Here is a 24,477-nt window from a genome sequence, read left to right on the forward strand (position 1 = left end):
GTGGGCGCGGCGGAGGCCGGAGAGGCCTCGGGCCAGCGCGCGGTCACAGCCGGCTGCTGCGCGTTGGTCGCAGGCGCGCCGCTTGGCGGCTGCTGGGCGACCGGCGGCGCATTGGTTGCAGCGGGCGCGGGCGCGCTCATGTTCGGCGTGCCTGGTGCGGCACTCGTCTGCGGAGCGGTGTATTCGGCGCGCGCGTTCTGCATCGCTTGCGGCACGGCCGAATCCGCCTCGGGCGTGTCGGTCGTCGCCTGCGCGGTCTGGGAGGATTTGCCGCCTGCGGCGCGCAGATACCAGCATTGCCGCTTGGTCGTGCGGTCGAGACGATAGTACCAGTGTTGCCCCTGCGGCGCGGCGCCCTTCGGCGAGGCGAGGCAGTCGGCGGCCGCGTTGGCTGTGCTCGATGGCGCCGGCGCGTTCTGCGACACGGCGGCCATTGGCGCGCCGGCAATGATGCTGCCGACTAGCGCGGATACGAATTTTGCGGTGCGGTTGCCCATCCTGGTCTCCCGGTTACGCATGACGCAACTCTTAACCAGCCCTTTGTCATCAAAGACTTGGGTGGCAATGAGCCGCAAATCCGGAGAGGATGTGGCTTGAATTGGGCTTGCGGCGCGTTCGTTCCGCCGCGAGATCAGGCATTTCCTTGCGCGTTACTGCTTCGCCGAGCTCCAGGTTCCGCCGCAGCCATCGGAGCGCCGCCAGGTTCCGGAACCGCTGCGAGCGCCGAGACGGCCGGAGCCTGTGAAGGTCACGCCGTCGCCTTGACCGACCGTGCTGACCGAGCCGCTCGGGCTGACGGTGCCAGTGACACCCTGGCCGATGACCTTGCCCGAGGAGACGACGACCGCACCGGACGTGGTGCCGCCGCAGCCGACACTGGTGACCACCCAGGCGCCGTCAAACCCGCCACCTCCGCCACCGCCGCGCGCCGCGAGGCGTGGTTCCACGAGATGCCCCATTTGCTGTTGTCCGGGCCGTAGACGATCGAGCCCCAGGGCTTGAGATCCTCCATCTTGCGCATGCGCAGCAACAGGCCCTCGGTCGGCTCTCCATTCGGCGCCATCGAAATCCGCTGCTGGAGCTTTGTGATCGCGCGAGTGAGTCCGTCGGGGGTATCAGGGTCGAAATTGAGCTCGTCCGCAGTGCCGACAAGCAAGGCCAGTGTCGCCAGCCCCAAAACGCGATTGAAAATCCTCGCGCGCATCAAAATTCCCCAAAATAATGGCGCCACTCTACCAGCCCGGCGCGCGCGAAAAGTGGTGCGAGAGACGGTGGTACCCACACACGTGTCCCGGACGCGCTGCAGCGTTCTTACGCTGCTGCGCAGAGCCGGGACCCAGCGCTGCCCGCGCGCCGCTGCGACATGGGCCCCGGCTCTGCAGCGCACCGCTAAGGGGCGCTGCGCTGCGTCCGGGGCACGAGAGCCGAGGAGGCTGAGGCGCTCGCAATAACGGAGTATGAGGTTGCAGCCCGCTCCAAGTGACGCTGTCTGCGATGACACCGAGTATGTGGTGCAGACACGCCTTCGCGCTCTCGCGGCGCGTTTCGCCCGAGGCTTGCTGTCGTTCGCGCTCGGGGGGGGGGGGGGGGGGGGGGGGGGGGGGGGGGGGGGGGGGGGGGGGGGGGGGGGGGGGGGGGGGGGGGGGGGGGGGGGGGGGGGGGGGGGGGGGGGGGGGGGGGGGGGGGGGGGGGGGGGGGGGGGGGGGGGGGGGGGGGGGGGGGGGGGGGGGGGGGGGGGGGGGGGGGGGGGGGGGGGGGGGGGGGGGGGGGGGGGGGAAGATGCACACGGGGTGGACCACAGGTGATGCCGGTCGCCCGGCCTTCCCTGCGCGGCTGGTTTTAACGGTGTCCTTCGTGCTCTCCCCGGGGAGCGATGCACTATTGCCCCCGTCGCCTTGCGGATGATCGATGCGCGTGCCCGGTCGGGCCGCCGCATCACCGCAAGCCTTGACGCACAGACCCCGGGCGTCAGGACCACACGACTTCTCCGTCCGCGGACGATCCCGCCGAAATACCCGGAAGGCTTGCGTGTGCTCGCCCCCAGGCATCGACGAAACCGCTGTGACCGCGCCGTGTCGTATCGCGTCGCCTGAGGACTCACGGTTGCCCGCCCTGTCATCATGCTGAGCCGCGCCGGCGCTACCGCGTCCACCGCCACCCGGCCCGCATCTCGTGACGATCGCGAAGCGCCCCTTTGGCAGGGGCCGGGATGGGCGAGGATATGCCATAAATCCGAAATTCGGAAAAGTGGAATATTTTTACGCCAAGGGCTTGACCGGGTGTTTTGCCCGACGCCTCTCGGGAGCCGCCGTCAGTTCTGCTTGCCGTTCTGCATGGCGCAAACGGCCCATCGCCACGAATGACCCAAGCGGCCCGGCGGATGTGCTCGCTTAGTCGGCGCTCTTCCCAGGAAGGTTCACGCGATTCCGGAAAATTTCGCGGCTCCTCAGGGCTCGTGTGCAGTCATAGGATTGGATCATCCGCGCGAAGATGCTTCAATTCCAATTCCATTCATTCCGGTCTCGTACGTTGGCGGCAGAAGCGCATCTGCTCGTCAAGGCGGGGCCGTAGCCGCCAATAAAAGCGCATGGGGGGCCGTCATGTCCGTGTTGTCACGCCGCGATTTCCTGGCATTGTCGACGTCAGCCGCAGTTGTCGGTCTCGCCGCGCCCGCCGGCGCCGCGATGGGGCCGAACGACAAGTACGATCTGGTGATCCGGGGCGGCGAGGTGCTCGACCCCAGCCAGTCGCTGCGCGCCAGACGCGATATCGGCATCCGCTGGGGCGTGATCGAAACGGTACAGGAGGCGATCCCGGCCGAGCGCGCGCTGAAGAGCATCGACGCGTCAGGCAAGCGCGTGATGCCCGGTCTCATCGATCTGCATAGTCACGTCTACCCCTACGGCTCGGCAATCGGTATTCCCGCCGACGAGCTGGTGCAATTCCAGGCCACGACAACCGTCGTGTCCGCGGGCGACGCCGGGGTCAACAATCTGGCGGCGCTGCGCCGGTTCATCGTGGCCCAGACGCGGGCGCGGATGTATGCCTTCGTCCATATCGCCAATAACGGCCTGTCGGCGTTCCCGGTCGCGGAGCTGTACAATATCGACGTCGCCCAGACCGAAGCCTGCGCGATGGCGCTCGCCGAGAACGCTGATTTCCTGCTCGGGGTCAAAGTGCGGATGTCGGAGAACGTGATCTACAAGCATGGGCTCGAGCCGCTGAAGCGCGGCATCCAGGCTTGCGAGATGTGCGGCTGGCCGGCGAAGATGATGGTGCATATCGGCGGCGTCGAGTCCAAGGAGCTGATGTCGCAGATCCTCGACCTGCTCCGCCCGGGCGACGTGCTGACCCATGCCTATTCGGGCGCACCGAACATGTCCAACGTCTTCACCAATATCGTGCAAGAGGGCAAGCTGCTGCCCGCGGCCCTGGCGGCCAAGCAGCGTGGCGTCATGTTCGACGTCGGTCACGGCGGCGGCAGCTTCGATTTCACCGTGGCGGAAGTGGCGATCCCCGGTGGGTGCACTCCGGACACGATCTCCTCCGATATCCATGTCTTCTCCGGCAACTCGCCGGGCATCCCGTTCCTGCCCAACGTGATGAGCAAGTTCATGACGCTGGGCTTCACGCTGGAGCAGGTGGTCGCGATGGCCACCACGGCTCCGGCGAAGATCATCAATCGCGCGCCGAAGATCGGCACCCTGCAAGTCGGAGCGCCCGGCGACGTCGCCATCATGGAGCTGGTGGAGGGGCCGGTTAGCTTCCTCGACACCCGCAACAACAAGAGAGACGGCAAGGCCCAGCTCAAGCCGGTCCAGACTGTCATCAACGGCGTGCCGTTCGGCCGGCCTTATCAGGCGCCGTTCGCGGTGCGATAGAGAGCCGGCCGGTCTCAGCTGTTGTGGGGACCCGCATGAACCAGTGCGACGCGCGAGTTATCCAGGCTGCATCGAGGCTGCAGCCCGCAGGGTGGGGTGAGCCCTGCTCCTGATCGAGCCCGTTCGCCTGGAAACTTCTCACCCCCGCCGTCGTTGAATCGTGGCTGAGGACAGGCCATGCCGATCAAGGACCAGATCAAGAATCTCGCCAAGAAGCTTGTGGAGGAGCATCCCGATGCGGCAACGCTGCGGGCGCTGGTGCGGGCCCGGAAGCCGGCAGCCATCCGTTTTCGCGACGATGGCATCGTGCCGAACAATCCGAGTTTTCCGGTGTTGCTCTATCGCGGCGCGGTGAATCTGAAGTCCAGGCGCTTTCCCCCCGAGGTCATCATCGACACGCTGTTCGATACAAACGGCTGGGGCCGGTCGTGGCGGGACACCGTGTATGACTTCGTCCATTATCATTCGCAGATCCACGAAGTGATGGGCGTGGCGCGCGGCACCGCCAGGGTCGAGTGCGGCGGGATCAAGGGGCGCATCCTCCGCGTGAAAGCCGGCGACGTTCTGGTGTTGCCCGCCGGCACCGGACACCGGTTGATCGAATCCAGCCGGGACTTCGGGGTCGTCGGAGCGTATCCGCAGGGCGGGACGTACGACGAGTGCACCGACATGCGAGAGCGTCCCGATGCCGTGAAGCGCATTGCCAAGGTCCGCAAGCCGAAGTCGGATCCTGTCCTCGGCCGCGGCGGTCCGCTGCTCACATCATGGCGGACCGCGCGGTCGCGTTCGTGACGCGAGGGGTAGCGCTCCGCTCACCCATTCTTCGCGCTCACCCACCGCGCTCAGGTCAGATAGTCGGGCGTGAAATCGGCAAACCTGCGCAACTCGTCGGGCTGCAGCAGCTCGATCTCGTTGCCCTCCCATGCGATCAATCCGCGATGACGCAGTTCCTGGATGGTGCGATTGACGTGCACGATCGACAGGCCGCAGGCATCGGCGACGTGCCGCTGCGTCATCGGCATCTGGAAGCAGGCGTCCTTGAGAAGGCCGACGATCTCCAGCCGCGCCGCGAGCTCGCAGATCAGATGCGCGACCTTCGGCAAGGCCGCCTGCGCGCCGAGCCGGGCGATCCATTGCCGCGAGATCGCCGCATCGATCAGCGTCTCGCGCCAGAACGCGCGGGTCAGATGGATCGAGCCGTCGAGCAGCTGGCGGAGCTGGCTGTGCCCGACGTAGCCGACGACGGTCGGGCCGAGGCCGACGAGGTCCGCATCCGTCGGCGAGACCAGCAGCGTGTGCAGGCAGGGCATGTCGCCGGGAACGTGGAACGCGAGGATCTGGCTGCGATCGCCGACGATGCGGGCCTGGTAGAGGAAGCCGCTGACGACGAAGACGCAGCGCGCGGCGGCCTCGCCCTGACGCAGCACGATCTCGCCGTCCGCGACCTGGCGTAGCGTGGACGGCAGGCCCGCGATCTGCCGGCGTTCGTCCTCGGACAGGCCTTCGATGGCCTGGAGACGCGCGATGAACTTCGGATGCGGCATGAGCCTCGCGCGTGCTTCAGCAGTCTCGCGGCACGTCGATGAAGCGCCGCGAGAGCTTTGCGATGGTCCAGTCGGAGACCTCGGTGCTGCGGAACTCGCGGATGGCGTGGGCGAGTTCCTGATCCGACATCGGATGCGCCGGCTCGCGCAGCGTTCCTTTCTCGAAGGCATCGCTGATGCAGTCGAGGTGTTCGCTGGTCTCGGATGCGAACAGGCCGCGGATGCGCTCCAGGATCGTCGTAGGGCTCATGAGAAGGGCCGGCTCGGTTGGTGATCGAGGTGTGGTGTGGGTGCGACCCGTACGATCGCAAACGGATTAGCAACCTGTGCGTCCGTCTCGCGTTCTAGTCCGCTGAACCGAGGCCAGAAGTATCATTTGATAGATCCGGCGCGATTTTTGGTGGTCTCATGGAAAAAGCCCACGACGTGCTGATCCGGAACCTGAGCGAGCACACCTCGCTCACCGGGGAGGATCTCGACGAGATCCGCGCGCTCACCTTTACGCAGCGTGATGTCGCGCCCAACGAGGATTTCATCCGCCAGGGTGACGAGCCCGAACATTCGGCGCTGGTCGTCTCCGGCATGGTGGCGCGTTACCATCTGCTCGGCAGCGGGGGGCGGCAATATCTCGCGTTCCATATCTCCGGTGACCTGCCGGATTCCCAGGGTCTGTTCATCGACCAAATGGACCATGGGCTCTCCGCGCTCGGGCACGCCTCGGTTGCCTTCATCCCGCATCGCGAATTGTTCACGGCCTTCCGGCGCCGGCCCACTTTCGCGCTCTCGGTCTGGCGCGAGACGCTGCTCGATGCCTCGATCTTCCGCGAGGCCATCACCAACAACAGCGCCCGGCCGATGCAGGCGCGCATGGCGCACCTGTTCTGCGAGCTGTTCTACCGCGCCCGCGCCGCGCAGCTCATCCGCGGCAATCGCTTCCGCCTGCCGATCAGCCTGGTGCAGCTCGGCGAGACGCTGGGCATGGCGATCGCGACGGTGAACCGGACGCTCGCTGACCTCAGACGGGGCGGCGCGATGGATCTGCGCGACGGGGAGCTCATCGTCCTGAAATGGCGCGAGCTGCAGCGGCTCGGCGATTTCAGCCCGGCCTATCTGCATCTGAAGCGTCAGTCGCCACCGGAGACGTGAGCCGCAACGGTGCTAAAGCATGATCCGGACAAGTGCGCAGCGGTTTTCCGAAAAGATCATGCTTGAACGACAACCTGAAGCGCGATGACGATGCATCCTGATCGCATCTCGCTTTAGCCATCGGCAGGTGTCGCTCCGCCCAGCACCTCATCAAAATGCTTCCTTACCCAATCGTTGCAGCAGCAGGCTCTGGCTTCGAGCGCTGTCCCGTCGAGGATCAGGATGGCGCCGCGGCGGGTCGCGAGGATGCGCCTTGCCTTGAACATCTGGATGACGCGGCTGGCATAGCTGCGGGAGACGCCGAGCATGCCGGCGAGTTGCTCGTGGGTGAGGGGGATCTCGGCCCCGCCGATACTCTCTTTCGCGGAGATGATCCATTTGGCGGCGCGCTGCTCGATCGAATGAGCGGCGTTGCAGGCCGCCGTCTGCAGCAGCTGCGCGAATTGGCAGTCGGCGTAGCGCGAAAAGACCTCCTGAAGCGTGGCCGACCGCTGCTGTGCCTGCTCGAGTGCGCGCAGTGGCAGCCGGACGAGGGTGCCGCCCAGCTTCACGACGATGCGCGAATATGCGAGCGAAGGGTTGCGGCCTGCGGCAAGGCCCACCGCACCCTCACGGCCCACCAGCAGGCTTTCGACCTCGCGATCGTCCTCGACCGGCACGGCGAACGATACCAGTGCGGAACCGCAGGGAAAGTGTACCGCCGCCACGTCGTCGCCGGCGTGATGCAGGACGTGGCTCGCCGCGAGTTCGACCGGCTGGAGGTGAGGCGCGAGCAGTTCGAAATCCTGGTGGGTGAGCTGCCGGAGCAGATCGTTCGGGGGCCGACCGGTCACAGTTTCTTCTCTGGGCTGGCCGGGAATCGGCGCCAGCCAGAACCCTACGTTTCCGCAGCGGAACCGACGGTTCCAAAGTGCACACAAGCGGCCGCGCATAGTTGAGATGCTAGCGCGCGGGCTTACCGGACTCCCGGAAGTTGGGAGGGGCGAGTCTGCATGCGCGTTATTAGCGCAGCGCTGATCTGGCGAGGTCTGTTCAGGAGTGAACATAGCGGGCTTGCGGATTGGCGTAGCATGTGGCGCCGAGTGCCGTATTCCGTGCGCTTTGCCCGAGGACCGCCGGCCTCAATCCGCCAAAACGCCGCTGGGCCGGCGGCCCGAGGGGCGGCGACGATCATCACCCGAAGCGTGCTTCGCGATTCCACGAGGATCGGTGCAGCGCCGCGTGCGCGCGATAGGCGTCGATCGCCTTGTTGGCGAGCATCAGCTGCCGGCGTTCGCCGGTTTTGAGCTGACCTTCGATGGCGTCGAGAATGACGTTGGCGCTCTCGTCCGGCGGACCGAGCTCGCCGCTCTGCTCCAGGCAGCTCCAGGCGATGAAGAATGCGCTTTCGACGGTGCAGCGAATGGACATGGGCTGCCAACGCGGCGGGGCAGCAGGCGTTCCGTCACGCGGGCCCAACTTGCGTCGGGCCCGCTGCGTGCGGCTTAGTTCTTCAGCACGATGCGGCCGACGACCTTGCCGGCACGAAGCTCGTCGATCCATTTCTGGACGTCGCCCATCGGCTCCTCGCGCATCGGCGTCGGCTTGATCTTGCCGGCGCGCGCCAGCGCCATCAGCTCCTGGGCCTCCTTGAGCGTTCCGACCATGAAACCCTCGATGGTCATGCGTTTGTAGACCCATTGCACCATCGGCAATGTGAACTGGCCGCCCATCAGGCCGGAGACCACGATCTTGCCGCCGCGCGCGGCGACCGCGACCGCAAAGGCCATCGACTTCTCGTTGCCGGCGAAATCGACGATCTCGTCGAAGCCGCCTTCGGTCTCCTTCAGGATGCGCTTGATCACGTCGGGCTCGGACGGATCGTAGGCGTTGGCTGCGCCGTTCTTCAGCGCGGTGTCGCGCGCGGCCGGCGACAGGTCGGCGACCGTGATCGGCTGCTTGAACATCGCCTGCGCGAACGACAGGCCCATCATGCCGACGCCGCCGAGACCGATCAGCAGCAGATTGCGCTGGCGCGGACGGTCGACCAGGCGCTTGAGCGCGCCATAGGCGGTGACGCCGGAGCACATCAAGGTCGCGGCCTGGTTGACGGGCAGGGGATCGTAGTCGAGCAGATATTTCGCGTCGGGCACCAGCACGTGGGTGGCGAAGCCGCCGTCGATGGAGACGCCGAGGAAGCGCTGCTTCACGCAGAGATTCTCGTCGCCATTGGCGCAGTCGCGGCACTGGCCGCAGCCGATCCAGGGGAAGACGGCCTTCTTCGCGCCGACGAGGCCGGTGGCGACGTCGGGGCCGACTTCGTCGACGACGCCGGCAATCTCGTGGCCGAGCGTGAAGGGCAGCGTCATGCCGCGCGTGGTGTCGAGCTTCTTGCCGCCGCCGAGATCGGCATAGCCGTCCTGGATGTGCAGGTCGGAATGGCAGAGGCCGCAGCGCTCGATGCGCACCAGCACCTCGGCGCCTTTCGGCTTCGGCGTGTCGACGATGGTCTCGCACAGCGGCGCATCAAACTTGACCAGGGACTGCCGACGCATCAACGCCATATTTCTTCCTCCGAAATTATCGCTCTGTTTCGGTTCGTATATTGGCCAATTCACACGCCATGGCAACAAAGCCCGAGATCGGAATGGTCTCGGCGCGCCGCGTCGCATCGACGCCGGCGGCCGCAGCGAGCCGCGCGGGGTCGACGCCCAGCGACTTCAGACTCTGCCGCAACATTTTCCGGCGCTGACCGAAGGCGGCCGCGGCGACCTGCTCGAGCAGCTTGCGATCGCAGGCAAGCGGCTCTGCGCGCGGCGTGAGGCGCACGACGGAGGAGGTGACCTTGGGCGGCGGCACGAAGGCGGACGGCGCAATGTCGAACAGGATCTTGGTCTCGCAACGCCAATTGGCGAGCACGCCGAGCCGGCCATAGGCCTCCTCGTCCTCGCGCGCGACGATGCGCTCGCCGACCTCGCGCTGGAACATCAACACCATCATGTCGTACCAGGGCGGCCAGGGCTCGGTGGTGAGCCAGCCGATCAAGAGCTGGGTCGCGATGTTGTAGGGCAGGTTGGCGACGATCTTCGCGCGGTCGCCATTGAGCAGCGGGCGGGGATCGAAGGTCATGGCATCGCCATGCACGATCTCGAGCCTGTCAGGGTAGCGCGCGGAAATATCCTGCAACGCCGGGATCGCCCGCTCGTCATGCTCGATGGCGATGACGCGCCTCGCGCCGAGCGCGAGCAGCGCGCGTGTCAGCCCGCCCGGGCCCGGGCCAATCTCGACGATGGTGGAATCTTCGAGTGGCACTGCCGCGCGCGCGATGCGGGCGGTGAGATTGAGGTCGAGCAGGAAATTCTGGCCGAGCGATTTGCGCGCCGACAGCGCGTGCTGGCGAATGACCTCGCGGAGCGGCGGGAGGTCGTCGATCGCGCTCATCAGCTTTGCGAAGCCGCCATGCGGCTGGCCAGCTGAAGCGCCGCGATCAGGCTGGCCGGATTGGCCTTGCCGGTGCCGGCGATGTCGAAGGCGGTGCCGTGATCAGGCGAGGTGCGGATGAAGGGCAGGCCGAGCGTGACGTTGACGGCGTCGTCGAAGGCGACGGTCTTGATCGGGATCAGCGCCTGGTCGTGATACATGCAGATGGCGCAGTCATAGGTGCTGCGCGCGGCCTCGTGGAACATGGTGTCGGCGGGCAGCGGGCCCCTGGCCTCGATGCCGTCGCCACGCAACGTCTTGAGTGCGGGGGCGATGATCGTCTGCTCCTCGTGACCGAGCGAGCCGTCCTCGCCGGCATGCGGGTTGAGGCCGGAGACCGCGATGCGCGGCTGCGCGATGCCAAAGCGCGATTTCAGCTCGGCTGCGACGATGCGAGCAGTCGAGACGATCAGCTCGCTGGTGAGCTCTGCCAGCGCATCGCGGATCGAGACGTGGATGGTCACGGGTACCACCGCGAGCCGCGGCGACCACAGCATCATCACCGGCTGCGGCACGCGGCCGCCTTCCGCGGCGAGCTCGGCGAGGAATTCGGTGTGGCCGGGATGACGGAAGCCTGAGCGGTAGAGCACGCTCTTGGCGATCGGGTTGGTGACGACGGCGCCGGCGCGGCCCTCGCGGACATCGGTGACCGCCTGCCGGATCGAGGCGAGCGCGGCCGGCGCGCTCGATGCGTCGGGCGTGCCGGGCTCGGCGGTCGCGCGCTCGCCGGTAGCGACCACCGGGAGGGCGTCAATGAAGGCGGAAGCGGCCTCGTCCGGGCTCACCGCCGCGGTCCTGACATCGGCACCGAGCGCGGCGGCGAGCGCCTTGGCGCGCCGGGCGATCAGCGCCTCGTCGCCGAGCAGATAGAAGGCGGGCAGGTTCAGTTCACGGCGCCGGAGCCAGGCTGCGATCGTGATGTCGGGGCCGATGCCGGCGGGCTCTCCCAGGGTCAGGGCAAGGGGAAGGGTATGCGGTTTGGCTGCGCGATTGGCCATCAGCGGTTGCGATATTCGATCATCGCCGCCTTGCGGAGCTCGTCGAGATAGGCCTTCTGGGTCTTCTCGTACTTCTCCTGATACATCTTCTCGCGGACCTCGCGCTTCTTCGGCGTGTCGATCATGGTCGGCTTGCGCGAGCACAGCACCACCATCTCGATGCCGTTCTTGGTCATCTCGGGCGCCGTCAAATGGCCGATCGGGGTGTCGTCGAGCACCTTGCGCAGCGCCTCGGGCAGCTCCGCGGTGGTCTTGGTGACACTGTCGCGGATGGTGGCGTTCGGCGTCGAGCGGAACAGCGAGTTGGCTTCCTCGCAGCTTCCGACGCGCGCGCGATAGCTCTCGGCTTCCTTCTTCCGTGTTTCCAGGAATGCGGCGGACGAGCCGCGCGGCACGATCAGCACGATCGGCTGCATCTTGTATTCGGTGCCCTCGATCTGGAGCTTGTCGCCGGTCTGGGCCTGCACGGCCTGCGCGACGTCGCGCTCGCCGACGAGCAGCTTCTCCTTGAAGCGGCCGCGCACGAGGCTGGTCCAGACCATCTCGGCCTTCATGCGGCCCTTCAGCGTCTCGGGGCGCACGCCTTTGGATTCGAGCGACTTGGTGAGCTGGTCCGGCGTGATGCGCATGCGCTGCGCCATGCCTTCGTAGGACTGGTTGATGTCGGAGACGCCGGGATCGACCCCGAACTTCTTGCCCTCCTTCATCTTCACCTTGTCGTCGATCAGCTCGTTGATGACCTCCTGCCGGCTCGGGGTCTTCTGCGTCGTCAGCTGGTCGAGCTTGGAGCGCTGCTCGATGTCGAAATCGGTGATCGGGTCGCCGTTGACCATGACGACGATGTTCTGCGCGCGCGACGGCGAGGGCAGTCCGGTCAGGACCAGTCCGGCAGCGATGGCGAGGAGAAGGCGGAAGACGGGCAATGGGGTCGTCATGATTGTCGCTCGCATGTCAGCCGCGTCGAGCCTGTGATGGGGGCAAGCGCGGCCGGCACTTCAAACCGTTCACTGGAGGCCGGCGGAACTGCTGGTCGTCGACGAGGTCGCCAGCGTGCGCAGGCCGATCTGGAACATGAACGCATGGCTCAGGACGGGCGGCGCGGTGCCCGCCGAGTAGCTATACGAAGTTACGTAGTTCGCCGCCAGCACGAAGCAATCGTCGACATAGCCGGCACCGAGCACATACTGGTTGATCTTGTTGGCCTCGAGGTCCCACCGCGCCGAGCCCGACACCACCCAGTTGGTCGCGAGCTTTATGGAGCCCGAGGTCAGGATGCCCTCGCGGCGGGTCAGATAGCCGAGCTCCGGCTGCGCCGCGTAATTGCCGTACAGCACGCTGACCGCCCAGCGATTGAAGTTGGCGCGGCCTTCCGCCTCGAAGCGCTGCACGTTCCAGGTCTGCTCGTCCATGCGGGAGCGAACGCTGAACGTGTAGGTGCTGTTGGGCGAGTAGCTGGCGCTCGCGACGTAATCGGAACGCGGCTTGTCCAGGCCGGAATTGAGGCCGGTATTGATGGGGTCCTGGACCGCGAAGGAGTTCATGCCGAACAGCTGGTAGGACTGGCCGAACAGGGCCTTGACGGCGCCGCCCTTGTCGAACTGCGTGGTGGACTGCACGCCGACATTGGCGCGGCCGCCACCCTCGACGCGGTCGTAGCCGGAGAACTTGTCGACGCTGAACAGGTTCGAGGCGTCGAACACCATGCTCTGGGCGTCCTCGTTCGGGAGCTTGCCGGCATAGGTCTCGTTCGGCCGGATGATGATCTGCGCGATCGGCTCGACGGTGGTCGAGCCCCAGGGCTGAATGTTGATGAAAGGGTAGCGGTATTCCAGGCCCACGGTCGGCATCAGGCGGAACGCCTGGGTGTCGCCGACGGGGAGATAGTTCGACACGCCCGGCTGGTTGGAAACCGAGGAGTTGATCGCGTCGGCGCGCAGGCTGGCGAACGGCGTCCAGATCTGGCCGAGCGGATCGGTGAAGGATTTGCGCCACTGCGCCTCGGCCGTGAGGCGGGTGTAGGTGCCGGGGAAGCCGCGCAGCAGGCACTGCGACGGCGTGCGGGCGAGCGGATCGGCCGACGCCGTCGTGCACAGGCTGTTGGTGTTCGCGATCGTGGTGATCGGATCGAACACCGCCTGGTCACGCGACATGTTCACGAAATTGGTCTTGTAGCTGAACTCGCCGCCGAACACCGGATAGTTGAGCACGTTGGAGTAGTCGATCACCGGATAGACGATCGGCACCTGGCTCTGGTTACCCGAATAGCTCAGCCAGTACATCGTGCGCGCGTCGAAGAAGCTGCGGTTGCCGACGCCGGTCAGATAGAGCTGCGACAGCGCCTCTGTCGGCAGCAGCAGGAACGAGCCGAGCGGATCGCGGTACTGGTAGAGCCGGTAGTCCGAGAAGAAATAGTAGTCGGACATCAGGACGCCGTCCCAACCCCAGACCCATTTGTCGTTCAGCGCGAACTGACCCTTGGTGTCGACGGCGCCGCGGAACTGCTTGTCGCCCGGCTGCCCGGAGAACGCGCCGGGATCGAGCTGGTCGATGCCATAGGCGCGGATCTGGTAGGCGCCGTCGATCAGGCGCTGCCGGAATTCTCCCTGCAGCAGCACGCCTTGCCGCGACAAGAAGCGGGGGTTGATGGTCGCGTCCATGTCGGGCGCGATCGCCCAATAATAGGGAACCTCGACGCCATAGCCCGTGTTCGTCGTGCCGGAAACATAGCCCGGCATCAGGAAGCCGCTCTTGCGCTTCACGGTCGGGTCGGGCGTCGAGAAATAGGGCATGTAAGCGAGCGGCACACCGAAGAATTCGATCTGCGCCGTCTCGAAATACAGCATCTTCTCCTGCTGGTCATGGATGATGCGGGCACCCTTGACCTGCCACAGCGGCGGCTTCTTCGGATCGTCCTTACACGGCGCGCAGGCCGTGTAGACGCCGTTCTCGAACACTGTGTAGTTGCCGCTGGAGCGGTCGGCGCGGCTCGCGGCCATGCGGGTCTGGTCGGCCGTGTCCACACGCAGCGAATCGACGAAACCGTCGCGGTAATCGTCGGAGAGATCCATGATCTCGGCATAGGTGATCTTGCCGTCGGCATCCGTCATGCGGATGTTGCCTTCGGCATGCAGCCGCTTGGTCTTCTGGTCGTAGATGACCTTGTCGGCCTCGACGCTGGTGCCGTTGTAGAACAGCTGGACGTTACCGACCGCGGAGACGCGTGAATTGTTGTAGTCGTAGTCGACCTCGGTCGCCTGAACCAGCATCTGGTTGTCGTTGGCGGCCTTCGGCGGCTTCGGACGCGGCGGCAGCGGATTATAGGTGAAGCTCTGGGCCGAGGCGGGGGCCACGGCAGCAACGTCGATCAGCGCGCCGAGCGATGCCACGGCAGCGACAGCCATCATGAGCCTGCGAAGAGACAAGCCGGACCCGTTCGCGCGCATCACGATGCGGCGCGTCAAACGAGACACGGGTCCTCGATGGACGGCAGTCACTAACCGTCCTCCTGGTACAACAAGGCCAAAAAGCCGGTGAGGCCGCCCACCACCACGGGCAACCACGCCGCAGCGATCGGATGCATCAACTCAGCCTTGCTCAAGTCTTCAGTCACTTTCGACAGAACGTAGAGCAGAAAGCCTGCGCCCACGCCACTCAAAACCATCTTCTGCACGCCGCCCATCCGGAAGAAGCGTAACGACACGGAGGCCGCGAGCATCACCATGGCCGCAAGCAAAAACGGCTGTGCCAGAAGCTTCTGATACTGGAGTCGGTATCCGGCTGTCGCGAAGCCTGAGCTCTCGGATGAGCGGATGTAGCTCGGTAGTTGCCAAAAGGACACAGTCTCGGGGGTGGAAAAGCTGTTGCGGACCTGCGCCTCGGTGAGCGTCGTTGGAATCTCCAGGGTGGCCTGATCGATCGGCGGGGAGTCCAGCGAGAAGCGGCGAACGGATTTGAACAGCCAGTGGCCGGACTCCAGTGTCGCCTCGCGCGCCTCGATCCGCTCCTTGAAGTGACTGTCTGTGTCAAAGCGGAACAGCGTCAGGCCGGTGAGTCGGACGCCCTGCTGCTCGCTCCGCGCGGCGTTGATGATGGTCTGGCCGTCGCTGGTCACCTGATTGAGCCAGAAGCCGGAAGCGTCCTGGATGCCGCCGCCGGGCGCCGAGCCGAACAACTCGGCTTCCATGCGCTTGGAGAGCTCACGCAGATTCGCCGACATCGGATTGTAGGCGACGGTTGCGATCACCCCGATCAGGAGCGCGCTGCCGAGCGCCGGTGAAATGAACTGCCATGCGGAGATGCCGGCGGCGCGCGCAACCACGAGCTCGAGCCGGCGGGAGAGGGCGAGATAACAGGTCATGGCGCCGATCAGCATGCAGAACGGCGTCAGCTTCTCCAGCAGTTGCGGCACCCTGAACAGCGAGGTCTCGGCCACCATGAGCGCCGAGGCGGACGCCAGCCCCGAGGTCTTGCGCACCATCTCGATGTAGTCGACCAGCACCAGCAGCAGGAAAATGCCCGCGAACACGCCGAGCGCCGCGACCACGAAGCGGCCGGCGAAATAGCGTCCGAGTGTGTTGGTGAGCATGCTCATGCGGTGGCTGGCCGTCCGAACAGCTGCGCGATGCGCGCGTTCGACCTGTTGATGGCCTCCATGAGGCCAGGGGGCGGCTCGACCACGACGCCGCGGATGATCATCCACAGCCCGACGCCGATGGCGCCCATGACCATCGCATATTGCACCAGCACCGGGCTCGGCGACTTCACCGCCATGACCGAGCAGGCAAAGCCGGCCATGCGCAGGCCGAACACCGCAACGACCGAAGTGCCGATCGAGAAATTACGGCTCTGGCGGGTGGTGCGGGGCGCACCGAGGAAGGCGAAGGTCAGCACGGCGAAGGCGAAGGGATAGATCGGCGCGAGCAGGCTGTCATGCAGGGCCGAGCGGAACTGGCCGGGAATCTGCTTGTAGACGGGGTCGTTGTCGGACGGCGCGAGCAGCTCCCAGAGATAGCGCTCGCGGATGCCGAGGGTGACGTCGCGGCCCTGGTTGGAGAACTTCGACATGTCGAAGCCGTAGCGGCCGAACGCCACCAGCGCGGGATCGCGCTTGCCCGCCTCGAAGCGCTGGAGATTGCCGGTCTCCAACACCAGGAACGAGCCGGTCTCGTTCTTCACGACCTCGCCGTGCTCGGCGACGATCGAGACGCGCTCGTTGGGATCGCGGCGGTCGTCGATGAAGATGCCGGCAAGGATGCCGCCGGGCTGGCGTTCGCGAATCCGGATCGTGAGGTTCTTGTCGAGCTGGGCGAAGCGGCCGGGCTGCAGGATGTTGGTGAGCACGTCCGCGGTGATCTCGGCATCCCACTGCTTGATCCGCCGCATGCCGTCGGGGGCGAGATAGGCCGCGATGAAGGCAACCAGCAGCGCCACCACGCAGGTGGCGTAGAAGAACGGATAGAACAGCCGGAACGGCGACAGGCCGGCGGCATTCATCACGATGATCTCGGAATCGGTCGCGAGCTTGTTCAGCGTGTGCGAGATCGCGATCATCAGCGCGATCGGCGAGATGATCAGGACCAGGGCCGGCACGACGAGGCTGGTGATGCCCAGGAAGGTGAGGATGGTCTGTCCCTGGCTCGTCATCAGGTCGATGCCGCGCAACGCCTGCGTAATCCAGATCACGCCGGTGAGGCTGACCAGGATCAGCGCAAACGACGCCAGCGTCGTGCGGAAGATATACCTATCGATCGACCCCATGCGCTACCGCACGAATCCCACCAAGTCCCCAATGTCGGCCCGAAACTCCGCTGTCCAACCAATCCCCGATCGGGGGATCCCCAAGGTTGGCGAGCGCCTCTTCCGCCAGCTCACTCTCTCACTACCATCCCTTTGATCCGTCAACAAAATGGCTGCCCCGTGGCACCCTCATAATATGGTTAATATTTCCCTCGTTGTGGCCTTGAGGCCACGGGGGGTGCTTGGCATCTGCCGGGGCGCTGGCCCATAGTGCGGGAGGCTTAGTGAATCGCCGTTCAGGTCCGGCCCTGGCCAGGAACCGTGACCAGCAAAAAGACCAAGATTTTTGAAGGAGTTACCCATGTCCGATGCCATCAAGGTCGGCTTTGTCCCGTTGTCTGCCGCCGCCCGTGGCATCCTGGTCGTGTTTTGCGACGACAGTCTGAAGGTCGGTCCGGCGACGGCCAAAGCCCTGGGCGGCGCTATCGAACTCGTGAAGCGTGCGGCCATCGCCGCCGCCTTCAAGGGCAAGACCGGAGCTGCGCTCGACATCCTGGCGCCGGAAGGAGTGAAGGCCACCCGTCTGCTCGTGATCGGCGCCGGCAAGGCGGCCGGCCTGAAGGCGAACGATTTCCTCAAATTCGGCGGTGTGGCGGCGGGCAAGCTTGCCGCCGGGGCGGCCGCCATGACCATCATGGCGGAACTGCCAAGTGGTGCCATGACGAGCGAGCAGGCGGTTGCGATCGCCTCGGGCCTGCGCCTGCGCGCCTACAAGTTCGACCGCTACAAGACCAAGAAGAAGGACGGCGAGGAGGGCGGTTCGCGCGCCGACATCACGCTTGCTGTCGGCGATGCCGCTGCCGCGAAGAAGGCGTTTGCCTCGGCCGGCCACGTCGTCGACGGCGTGATCATCGCGCGCGATCTCGTCAACGAACCGCCGAACGTGCTCTTCCCCGAGGAATTCGCGCGCCGCGCCAGTCAGCTCCGCAAGCTCGGCGTCAAGGTCGAGGTGCTCGACGTCAAGGCGATGCAGAAGCTCGGCATGGGCGCGCTGCTCGGCGTCGGCCAGGGCTCGGCGCGGCCGAGCCGCACCGTGATCATGCGCTGGGACGGCGGCAAGAAGGGCGAGGCGCCGGTGAGCTTCGTCGGCAAGGGCGTCTGCTTCGACACCGGCGGCATCTCGATCAAGCCGGCCGGCAGCATGGAGGATATGAAGGGCGACATGGGGGGCGCGGCCTGCGTCGTCGGCCTGATGCACGCGCTTGCCGCGCGCAAGGCCAAGGTCAACGTGGTCGGCGCCATCGGCCTCGTCGAGAACATGCCCGACGGCAACGCGCAGCGGCCGGGCGACATCGTGACCTCGATGTCGGGCCAGACCATCGAGATCATCAACACCGACGCGGAGGGCCGGCTCGTGCTGGCCGACGTGCTCTGGTACGTCGCCAAGAAGGTGAAGCCGAAATTCATGGTGGATCTGGCGACGCTGACCGGTGCGGTCGTGGTCGCGCTCGGCACCGAGCACGCCGGCATGTTCTCCAACAATGACGAACTCGCCGAACGCCTGCTGGCGGCCGGCATCGAGAGCGGGGACAAGGTCTGGCGCATGCCGCTCGGTCCCGAATACGACAAGCTGATCGATTCCCAGTTCGCTGACATGAAGAACACCGGCGGCCGCCATGGCGGCTCGATCACCGCGGCGCAGTTCCTGCAGCGTTTCGTCGACGGCACGCCCTGGGCCCATCTCGACATCGCCGGCACCGCCATGGGCGCGCCGAAGACCGACATCAACCAGAGCTGGGCAAGCGGCTATGGCGTCCGCCTGCTCGATCGCCTGGTCGCCGACCATTACGAGCGCAAATGACCTGAGATGACCGAAGTCCTGTTCTATCATCTGCAAAACATGACGGTGGAGAACGTGTTGCCGCCGCTTCTCGAGAAATCGCTCGAGCGCGGCTGGCGCGTCGTGGTGCAGTCGACCTCGGAAGAGCGCGCCGATGCGCTCGACGCGCATCTATGGACCTATCGCGACGATTCCTTCCTGCCGCACGCGACATGGCGCGTGAACGATGCCGCCGATCAGCCGATCGTGCTGGCGATCGAGGAGGGCAATCCCAACGGCGCCCATGTCCGCTTCCTGGTCGACAATGCCGCCCTGCCGCAGGACGCGCAGGGCTATGCGCGAATGGTGCTGCTGTTCAACGGCGACGATCCGGACGCACTCGCGCTCGCCCGCAGCGCCTGGACGGATTGCAAGGAGCGGGGATTTGATGTCACCTATTGGCAGGCCGACGAGCGGGGCCGATGGCAGCGTCGGAATTAGGGGTCCTTCGCAATTAATGATAATTTGCACTTTTCGGGCGATGCTGGCTTTTGTCACCTTCGTGCCGCAAAGTGATGTTGGGACAATCGCTTAGGGCTGGTCCTTCACGCGGGGAATTTGGTTTATCGTGCGACATCAAAAGCTTCCCAAGTCGCTCATAGTTGCGTTGGCTGCCGTAGCACCGCTGGTCGCGGGCTGCTCGGGGACCGATCTGCTGTCCAAGGACGCACAATGGTTCAACACGCCCAGCCGTCTCTTCATCAAGAACATCTCGATCGAATCCCCGCCGCTGACCCCCGACAAGGCGGTCGGAGCTGAGGATCTCGTCAGCGCCGACGGCGGCTGTCCCGGCATGGCGCCGCCTCCCGGGCCGGCCGATGCCAATGCATCGACGACGGCACCGGCGCCGACGGGCGGCACGGTCGCGCTCGGCCACACCGAATGCGACGTGGTGCGCGGCATCGGCGCGCCATCGAACGTCAATCTCTCCAATGATGCCGTCGGCCGCCGCGTTGCCGTCGTCACCTGGGCCACGGGACCGCGCGCCGGCATCTACACGTTCACGGCTGGACGTCTGTCGTCAATCGAGGGCAACCCCGATCCGCAACCGGTGCCGAGGGCGACCAAGCCAAAGCCGAAGAAGCACGCGTAAGCGCGGATCGCCGGCACCACAACGGATCGGCTGCGCGCATCGGAGAAGTTATTGTACTGCTCCATAGATCGCCGTCCGCTCAAATGACGCCATCGATGCCGTGCTTCTGAAGGACACGGGCGAGCGTGGGCGGCCCCGATCGGAAGTCCGCTTCGCGCGCGAACCTCAGAGCATCGGCTTGGTGTCGAAGCGATCGGGTTGGGGAGCGCGCAAGCGGCCCTTCATCTTGAAGCCGTCACGCATATTGAGGCCGAGAAGACCGATGTTCGTCGCGCCGGCAAACAATTCGAGAGTCTGCACTGTGTAGAACGTGGTGTCGAACTCCGCGGCGTTTGCCTTGGAGGCAAGAAACAAGGCGGCGGGAATGAGAACGAGGATGCCGTTGCCCGCGATGAACGGCATGCGCTTGATCTTCGCGCCGATCAGGCCAGCGCGCCGTCCCTTTGCCAGAAAGAAACCCGAACCTCCCGTCACCGCCAGCGCCGGAACCAGCAACAGGAAGCCCCAGGGGATGGCTGTCTTCACCAGGGTTACGCTCGCGTGTGACGCGAATAGCTCGGAGAGAGCCGTGGAAAGCCAGAAGGTCGCAATGGTCGTCAGCGCGACCACGCCCGCGACGGGATGAATGATCTTGGTCATCGGGTCCTGCTGTTCTTTAAGGCGAGCTACGCGACGCAGATGCCGGGCACGGCGACCTTCTCGAACAGGTGCGGAGAGGCGACGGCGGAGGAGGGATAGGCTGCGATCTTCGATCTGAACTCAGGATGTGTGAACGCGGCCCGGAAGTGGGCAGTCGATTCCCAGACGGCATAGTTCAGATATGTCGGGCTATCGCCGATTGCGCGGTGAAGCTGGGTGGCAATGAAGCCCGGCTGCCGCTTCATGAAGGCTGCATCGTCCTGCCAAACCTGGAGGAAGCTCTGCTCGTCGGTCTTGTCGAGCGTGAACACATTCACCAGCACTGCGGGGCTGGTGTCGATGCCAAGCTGACGTTCAATGGGAAAGTTAGGGTCCAGAGGGCGTAGGTGGGCCATGGCAGGCTCCGTTCGATATGGCAATATGGTGTCAATGTGGTACTATACGTAGTAATTATTTGACATCATGATGTCAATAACGGTTTATGGTGACGGATGCCGAAATCCTTGCGAACGCCGGCCGGTGATGCTCTGTCGAACCTCGTGCTTGACCTGTTCCGGCTGAACAGCCTGCTCCTGACCGCAGGGGACCGCTTGGTGGCCCAGCTCGGGCTCACGAGCGCTCGCTGGCAGATTCTCGGCGCCATCGTGCATGCGGAGCGCCCCCAGCCGGTGGCTTGGCTTGCCCGCGATCTGGGTGCCAATCGCCAGAACGTGCAGCGGATCGTCAATGATCTGCACGCGGAAGGCCTCGTTGCTTTCGAGGCCAATCCGCATCACCGCCGAGCGCAGCTTGTCGTCCTGACCGACAAGGGGCGGCATGCCTTCGATGCCGCCATGGCTTTGCAGGCGCCGTGGGTCAACGGCCTTTCGGAGGGGCTTCCGGTCAAGGACCTGCAAACCGTTCATCGCATCGTCGCGGACCTGCGAACGAAGCTCGAGAGCGAGACAGAGAGCCAGACCTAGCGCACGGCGAGCAGGCGGAATTGACGGGCAGCTCTTCGCGACATGTTCCCGGAACGCCGCTGCGGCCGAACAATTGCTGCACGCTTCTGATGAGTCGCTTTCCTGATGGTCTTGCGGCCAGGAATGCGCTCATATGGAGCAATAAAAATCTGGAGGAGACTATGCGGTTCTCGATTGCCCTCGTATCGGCTCTGCTTCTGCCGCTCGGCGCGGCCGTTGCCCAGGACTATCCGACGAGGCCCATCACCATGCTGGTTCCATTCGCGGCGGGCGGGCCGACCGACACCATCGCGCGCCTGACGGCCGCAGGTATGGGGAAGTCGCTGGGACAGCAAATCGTCGTCGAGAACGCGACCGGCGCCGGCGGCACCATCGGCACGACCCGCGCCGCGCGCGCCCAGCCCGACGGCTACACGCTGCTGATCCATCACGTCGGCATCTCGACCGCCGCGACGCTGTATCGCAATCTCAGCTATGACACGAAGACGGCGTTTGCGCCGATCGGCCTCGTGACCAATGCACCGATGACCATCATTGCGCGTCCGGATTTTCCGGCCAACACGCTCAAGGAATTGGTCGCCTACGCCCAGCAGCAGGGCGACAAGCTGACTTACGCCAATGCCGGGTTAGGTGCGGCATCGCATCTCTGCGGCATGCTGTTCATGACGGCGATCCAGAAGCAGCTCACCACGGTGCCTTACAAGGGCAACGGTCCGATCATGAACGATCTGCTCGGCAAGCAGATCGATCTCACCTGCGACCAGGCGACCAACACCACCGGGCCGATCACGGCCAAGCAGGTCAAGGCCTATGCGATCACAACAAAGGAGCGGCTGAAGAGTCTGCCCGATCTGCCGACGGCCGATGAGGCGGTCCTCAAGGGATTCGAGCTCGGCGTCTGGCATGGCCTCTATGCTCCCAAGGGCACTCCGCCCGCGGTCGTGCAGAAGCTGACGGCCGCGCTGCAGACGGCGCTCAAGGATCCGGCGCTGATCGCCCGGTTCAACGACATCAACACCGAGCCCGTGCCGCAGGACAAGGCGACGCCCGAGGCGCTGGGCGCGATGCTGACGAGCGAAGTCGACCGCTGGGCCCCGATCATCAAGGCGGCCGGGCAGTTCGCGGACTGAGCGGACAATCCCATGAGAGTAGCTTGGTGAGCCACTAAGGCAGGGTGATTAACTACCGCTCCTGTGCATGGGGTTGTTTTCCAGATTTGGAGTCAACCCGCCGCTTCGTCGAACTGCGTGCTCGCCTCGAGCCACTGCTCCTCCGCGCGCGCCAGCGCATCGGCGGCATTGGCGCGCGCCTTTGACAGCTGCGCGGCCTGCTTGGGATCGCGCGTAAAAATGTCGGGCAAAGCGAGGGCCGTGTCGATCTTGGTGATGATGTCGCTGACGCGGGCGATCTCGGCTTCGGCCTCGGTGATGCGCTTCTTCAGCGAGCCGCGATTGTCGGGCCGCGCGCGCTGCGGCTTTTCGCTTGGCACACTGCGCTCGCGCGGTGCCGGCTCGCCGTTGCGCGCGGACAGCACCAGGCGGCGGTATTCGTCGAGGTCGCCGTCGTAATTGGTGACGGTGCGGTCGGCGACGATCCAGAGCCGGTCGGCACAGGCTTCGATCAGGTAGCGATCGTGCGAGACCATGATGACGGCGCCGGGGAATTCGTTGATGGCTTCGGCAAGCGCGGCTCGGCTGTCGATGTCGAGATGGTTGGTCGGCTCGTCCAGGATGATCATGTTGGGGCCGAAGAAGGTCGCAAGGCCGAGCAGCAGCCGCGCCTTCTCGCCGCCCGACAGTTTGGCGACCTTGGTGTCGGCTGCCTTGCCGGAGAAGCCGATCGCGCCGGCGCGCGCGCGCACCTTTGCTTCGGGCGCGTCGCCCATCAGCTTGCGGACGTGGTCATAGGCCGAGGCGTCCTCGTTCAGCTCGTCGAGCTGGTGCTGCGCGAAATAGGCGATCGACAGCTTGTCCGCGCGCGTCACCTTGCCGGAGAACGGCGCGAGCCTTCCGGCGAGCAGTTTGACCAGCGTCGACTTGCCATTGCCGTTGGCACCCAGCAGCGCAATGCGGTCGTCATTGTCGATGCGCAAGGTGACGCGATTGAGCACGGGGCTAGCCGGATCGTAGCCGACCGAGGCGTTGTCGACCGCGATGATCGGCGGCGACAGGATCTTCTCCGGCGCCGGAAAGCTGATCTCGCGCACGTCCTCGGTGACCAGCGCCGTGATCGGCTTCAGCCGCTCCAGCATTTTCACGCGAGACTGTGCCTGGCGGGCTTTCGAAGCCTTGGCCTTGAAGCGGTCGACGAAGGCCTGCAGGCGGGCGCGCTCGGCTTCCCGGCGCTTGACGGCCTTGGCATCGAGCAGCTCGCGCGCGGCGCGCTGCTCTTCGAACGAGGAATAGGTGCCCTTGTAGAGCGTAAGCTTGCCGCGCTCCAGATGCAGGATCTGGTCGACCGAGCTTTCGAGGAGATCGCGGTCGTGGCTGATCACGATCACCGTGCGCGGATAGTGCGCGAGGTGATCCTCCAGCCACAACGTTCCCTCGAGGTCGAGATAGTTGGTGGGCTCGTCGAGCAGCAACAGGTCGGGGGCTGCGAACAGCGTCGCGGCGAGCGCGACGCGCATGCGCCAGCCGCCGGAGAATTCGGCGCAGGGGCGGAGCTGATCGGCGGCGGAGAAGCCGAGGCCGGAGAGGATCGCGGCGGCACGGCTCGGCGCCGAATGCGCGTCGATGTCGACCAGGCGGGTCTGGATCTCGGCGATCCGGTGCGGATCGGTCGCGCTTTCGGCTTCGTGAAGCAGCGCGTCGCGTTCGAGGTCGGCCTTGAGCACGACGGAGATCAGGCTTTCGGGTCCGTTCGGGGCTTCCTGGGCGAGGCTGCCGACGCTCCAGCGCGGCGGCAGGGTCACCGAGCCGTGCTCTGCCGCGAGCTCACCGCGGATCACCTTGAACAGCGTCGACTTGCCGGTGCCGTTGCGTCCGACCAGGCCGACGCGCGATCCCGGCGTGATCTGCACGGAACTCTGGTCAATCAGAAGGCGTCCGGCGAGGCGGATGGAGAGGTCGGTGATCCCAAGCATGCGGCCTTGTCACCGCAAGGCGCGCCGAACGCAACCCGTTTTTCCGGGGTTATCG

Annotated in this window: 24 protein-coding genes and 1 pseudogene; 9 read left to right on the plus strand and 16 right to left on the minus strand. The window is 65.5% G+C overall.

The features are described from left to right. Positions 1 to 518: pseudogene (locus XI04_RS11830) on the minus strand (hypothetical protein); the annotation flags it as partial. Between the two features lie 132 nt (positions 519 to 650). After that, positions 651 to 947: a hypothetical protein gene (locus XI04_RS11835; protein ID WP_244429075.1), complete on the minus strand. Its 297-nt coding sequence runs from the start codon at positions 945 to 947 to the stop codon at positions 651 to 653. Positions 948 to 1,511: 564 nt separating this feature from the next. Here XI04_RS11835 and XI04_RS11845 point away from each other — a divergent pair. The 3 genes from XI04_RS11845 to XI04_RS11855 all read left to right on the plus strand — a co-directional run bounded on the left by XI04_RS11845 (position 1,512) and on the right by XI04_RS11855 (position 4,673). Next, complete coding sequence (locus XI04_RS11845) at positions 1,512 to 1,805, plus strand: hypothetical protein (protein ID WP_271623694.1); 294 nt, start codon at positions 1,512 to 1,514, stop codon at positions 1,803 to 1,805. Positions 1,806 to 2,600: 795 nt separating this feature from the next. Next, on the plus strand, positions 2,601 to 3,881 hold the full coding sequence (locus XI04_RS11850) for an amidohydrolase/deacetylase family metallohydrolase (protein WP_271623695.1): 1,281 nt from the start codon (positions 2,601 to 2,603) through the stop codon (positions 3,879 to 3,881). A gap of 177 nt (positions 3,882 to 4,058) precedes the next feature. After that, positions 4,059 to 4,673, plus strand: coding sequence for a cupin (locus XI04_RS11855; RefSeq protein ID WP_097668185.1), 615 nt, complete (start codon positions 4,059 to 4,061; stop codon positions 4,671 to 4,673). A gap of 50 nt (positions 4,674 to 4,723) precedes the next feature. Here the strand turns inward: XI04_RS11855 and XI04_RS11860 are convergent, their stop codons facing one another. Both XI04_RS11860 and XI04_RS11865 read right to left on the minus strand, forming a co-directional pair. Then, positions 4,724 to 5,425, minus strand: a complete 702-nt coding sequence (locus tag XI04_RS11860) for a Crp/Fnr family transcriptional regulator (protein ID WP_028145015.1) — start codon at positions 5,423 to 5,425, stop codon at positions 4,724 to 4,726. Positions 5,426 to 5,441: 16 nt separating this feature from the next. Then, positions 5,442 to 5,675, minus strand: a complete 234-nt coding sequence (locus XI04_RS11865) for a hypothetical protein (RefSeq protein ID WP_028145014.1) — start codon at positions 5,673 to 5,675, stop codon at positions 5,442 to 5,444. Between the two features lie 158 nt (positions 5,676 to 5,833). On the opposite strand from XI04_RS11865, the gene XI04_RS11870 reads away from it, so the two are divergent. Continuing rightward, the gene (locus XI04_RS11870) at positions 5,834 to 6,571 is read left to right on the plus strand and encodes a Crp/Fnr family transcriptional regulator (protein WP_038972967.1); all 738 of its coding nucleotides are present in this window, start codon (positions 5,834 to 5,836) and stop codon (positions 6,569 to 6,571) included. A 113-nt stretch (positions 6,572 to 6,684) separates the two neighbouring features. Here XI04_RS11870 and XI04_RS11875 read toward each other — a convergent pair whose 3' ends face one another. The 9 genes from XI04_RS11875 to lptF all read right to left on the minus strand — a co-directional run bounded on the left by XI04_RS11875 (position 6,685) and on the right by lptF (position 16,785). Beyond that, a complete protein-coding gene (locus XI04_RS11875; protein ID WP_097668186.1) occupies positions 6,685 to 7,404 on the minus strand; it encodes a Crp/Fnr family transcriptional regulator in 720 nt (239 codons plus the stop codon). 340 nt (positions 7,405 to 7,744) lie between these two features. Beyond that, the gene (locus XI04_RS11880) at positions 7,745 to 7,981 is read right to left on the minus strand and encodes a hypothetical protein (protein ID WP_038972966.1); all 237 of its coding nucleotides are present in this window, start codon (positions 7,979 to 7,981) and stop codon (positions 7,745 to 7,747) included. Between the two features lie 74 nt (positions 7,982 to 8,055). Further along, a complete protein-coding gene (locus XI04_RS11885; RefSeq protein ID WP_038972965.1) occupies positions 8,056 to 9,114 on the minus strand; it encodes an alcohol dehydrogenase in 1,059 nt (352 codons plus the stop codon). 16 nt (positions 9,115 to 9,130) lie between these two features. Beyond that, the gene (gene rsmA, locus XI04_RS11890) at positions 9,131 to 9,991 is read right to left on the minus strand and encodes a 16S rRNA (adenine(1518)-N(6)/adenine(1519)-N(6))-dimethyltransferase RsmA (protein ID WP_038972964.1); all 861 of its coding nucleotides are present in this window, start codon (positions 9,989 to 9,991) and stop codon (positions 9,131 to 9,133) included. Continuing rightward, positions 9,991 to 11,028 carry a 4-hydroxythreonine-4-phosphate dehydrogenase PdxA gene (gene pdxA / locus XI04_RS11895; protein ID WP_097668187.1) on the minus strand — a complete coding sequence of 346 codons (1,038 nt, stop codon included), beginning with the start codon at positions 11,026 to 11,028 and terminating at the stop codon, positions 9,991 to 9,993. The genes rsmA and pdxA overlap by 1 nt, the downstream gene beginning before the upstream one ends. After that, on the minus strand, positions 11,028 to 11,963 hold the full coding sequence (locus XI04_RS11900; RefSeq protein ID WP_028145007.1) for a SurA N-terminal domain-containing protein: 936 nt from the start codon (positions 11,961 to 11,963) through the stop codon (positions 11,028 to 11,030). The genes pdxA and XI04_RS11900 overlap by 1 nt, the downstream gene beginning before the upstream one ends. A 69-nt stretch (positions 11,964 to 12,032) precedes the next feature. Then, positions 12,033 to 14,522 carry an LPS-assembly protein LptD gene (locus tag XI04_RS11905; RefSeq protein ID WP_038946521.1) on the minus strand — a complete coding sequence of 830 codons (2,490 nt, stop codon included), beginning with the start codon at positions 14,520 to 14,522 and terminating at the stop codon, positions 12,033 to 12,035. Then, a complete protein-coding gene (gene lptG / locus XI04_RS11910) occupies positions 14,522 to 15,619 on the minus strand; it encodes an LPS export ABC transporter permease LptG (protein WP_038946522.1) in 1,098 nt (365 codons plus the stop codon). The genes XI04_RS11905 and lptG overlap by 1 nt, the downstream gene beginning before the upstream one ends. Further along, positions 15,616 to 16,785: an LPS export ABC transporter permease LptF gene (gene lptF / locus XI04_RS11915; protein ID WP_028145004.1), complete on the minus strand. Its 1,170-nt coding sequence runs from the start codon at positions 16,783 to 16,785 to the stop codon at positions 15,616 to 15,618. The genes lptG and lptF overlap by 4 nt, the downstream gene beginning before the upstream one ends. A 340-nt stretch (positions 16,786 to 17,125) precedes the next feature. Between lptF and XI04_RS11920 the strand changes: the two genes are divergently transcribed. From XI04_RS11920 to XI04_RS11930, 3 genes are all read left to right on the plus strand, one after another. Beyond that, positions 17,126 to 18,625 (plus strand): leucyl aminopeptidase, encoded by a 1,500-nt coding sequence (locus tag XI04_RS11920; RefSeq protein ID WP_095424298.1) that lies wholly within the window; start codon positions 17,126 to 17,128, stop codon positions 18,623 to 18,625. Between the two features lie 6 nt (positions 18,626 to 18,631). Then, positions 18,632 to 19,084 carry a DNA polymerase III subunit chi gene (locus XI04_RS11925; protein ID WP_018317550.1) on the plus strand — a complete coding sequence of 151 codons (453 nt, stop codon included), beginning with the start codon at positions 18,632 to 18,634 and terminating at the stop codon, positions 19,082 to 19,084. A 166-nt stretch (positions 19,085 to 19,250) separates the two neighbouring features. Beyond that, complete coding sequence (locus XI04_RS11930) at positions 19,251 to 19,736, plus strand: hypothetical protein (RefSeq protein ID WP_038946527.1); 486 nt, start codon at positions 19,251 to 19,253, stop codon at positions 19,734 to 19,736. 165 nt (positions 19,737 to 19,901) lie between these two features. Here XI04_RS11930 and XI04_RS11935 read toward each other — a convergent pair whose 3' ends face one another. Both XI04_RS11935 and XI04_RS11940 read right to left on the minus strand, forming a co-directional pair. After that, entirely contained in the window at positions 19,902 to 20,375 is a 474-nt protein-coding gene (locus XI04_RS11935; RefSeq protein WP_095424297.1) for a hypothetical protein, read from the minus strand. Between the two features lie 26 nt (positions 20,376 to 20,401). Beyond that, complete coding sequence (locus tag XI04_RS11940; RefSeq protein WP_026201869.1) at positions 20,402 to 20,770, minus strand: antibiotic biosynthesis monooxygenase family protein; 369 nt, start codon at positions 20,768 to 20,770, stop codon at positions 20,402 to 20,404. A 96-nt stretch (positions 20,771 to 20,866) separates the two neighbouring features. On the opposite strand from XI04_RS11940, the gene XI04_RS11945 reads away from it, so the two are divergent. Further along, on the plus strand, positions 20,867 to 21,337 hold the full coding sequence (locus XI04_RS11945) for a MarR family winged helix-turn-helix transcriptional regulator (protein ID WP_152103061.1): 471 nt from the start codon (positions 20,867 to 20,869) through the stop codon (positions 21,335 to 21,337). Positions 21,338 to 21,498: 161 nt separating this feature from the next. Beyond that, a complete protein-coding gene (locus XI04_RS11950; protein WP_271623696.1) occupies positions 21,499 to 22,467 on the plus strand; it encodes a tripartite tricarboxylate transporter substrate-binding protein in 969 nt (322 codons plus the stop codon). Positions 22,468 to 22,559: 92 nt separating this feature from the next. Here XI04_RS11950 and XI04_RS11955 read toward each other — a convergent pair whose 3' ends face one another. Then, on the minus strand, positions 22,560 to 24,422 hold the full coding sequence (locus tag XI04_RS11955) for an ABC-F family ATP-binding cassette domain-containing protein (RefSeq protein WP_271611573.1): 1,863 nt from the start codon (positions 24,420 to 24,422) through the stop codon (positions 22,560 to 22,562). Positions 24,423 to 24,477 lie beyond the last annotated feature (55 nt).

This window comes from Bradyrhizobium sp. CCBAU 11430 (assembly GCF_028128855.1).
Taxonomy (GTDB): Bacteria; Pseudomonadota; Alphaproteobacteria; order Rhizobiales; family Xanthobacteraceae; genus Bradyrhizobium; species Bradyrhizobium ottawaense.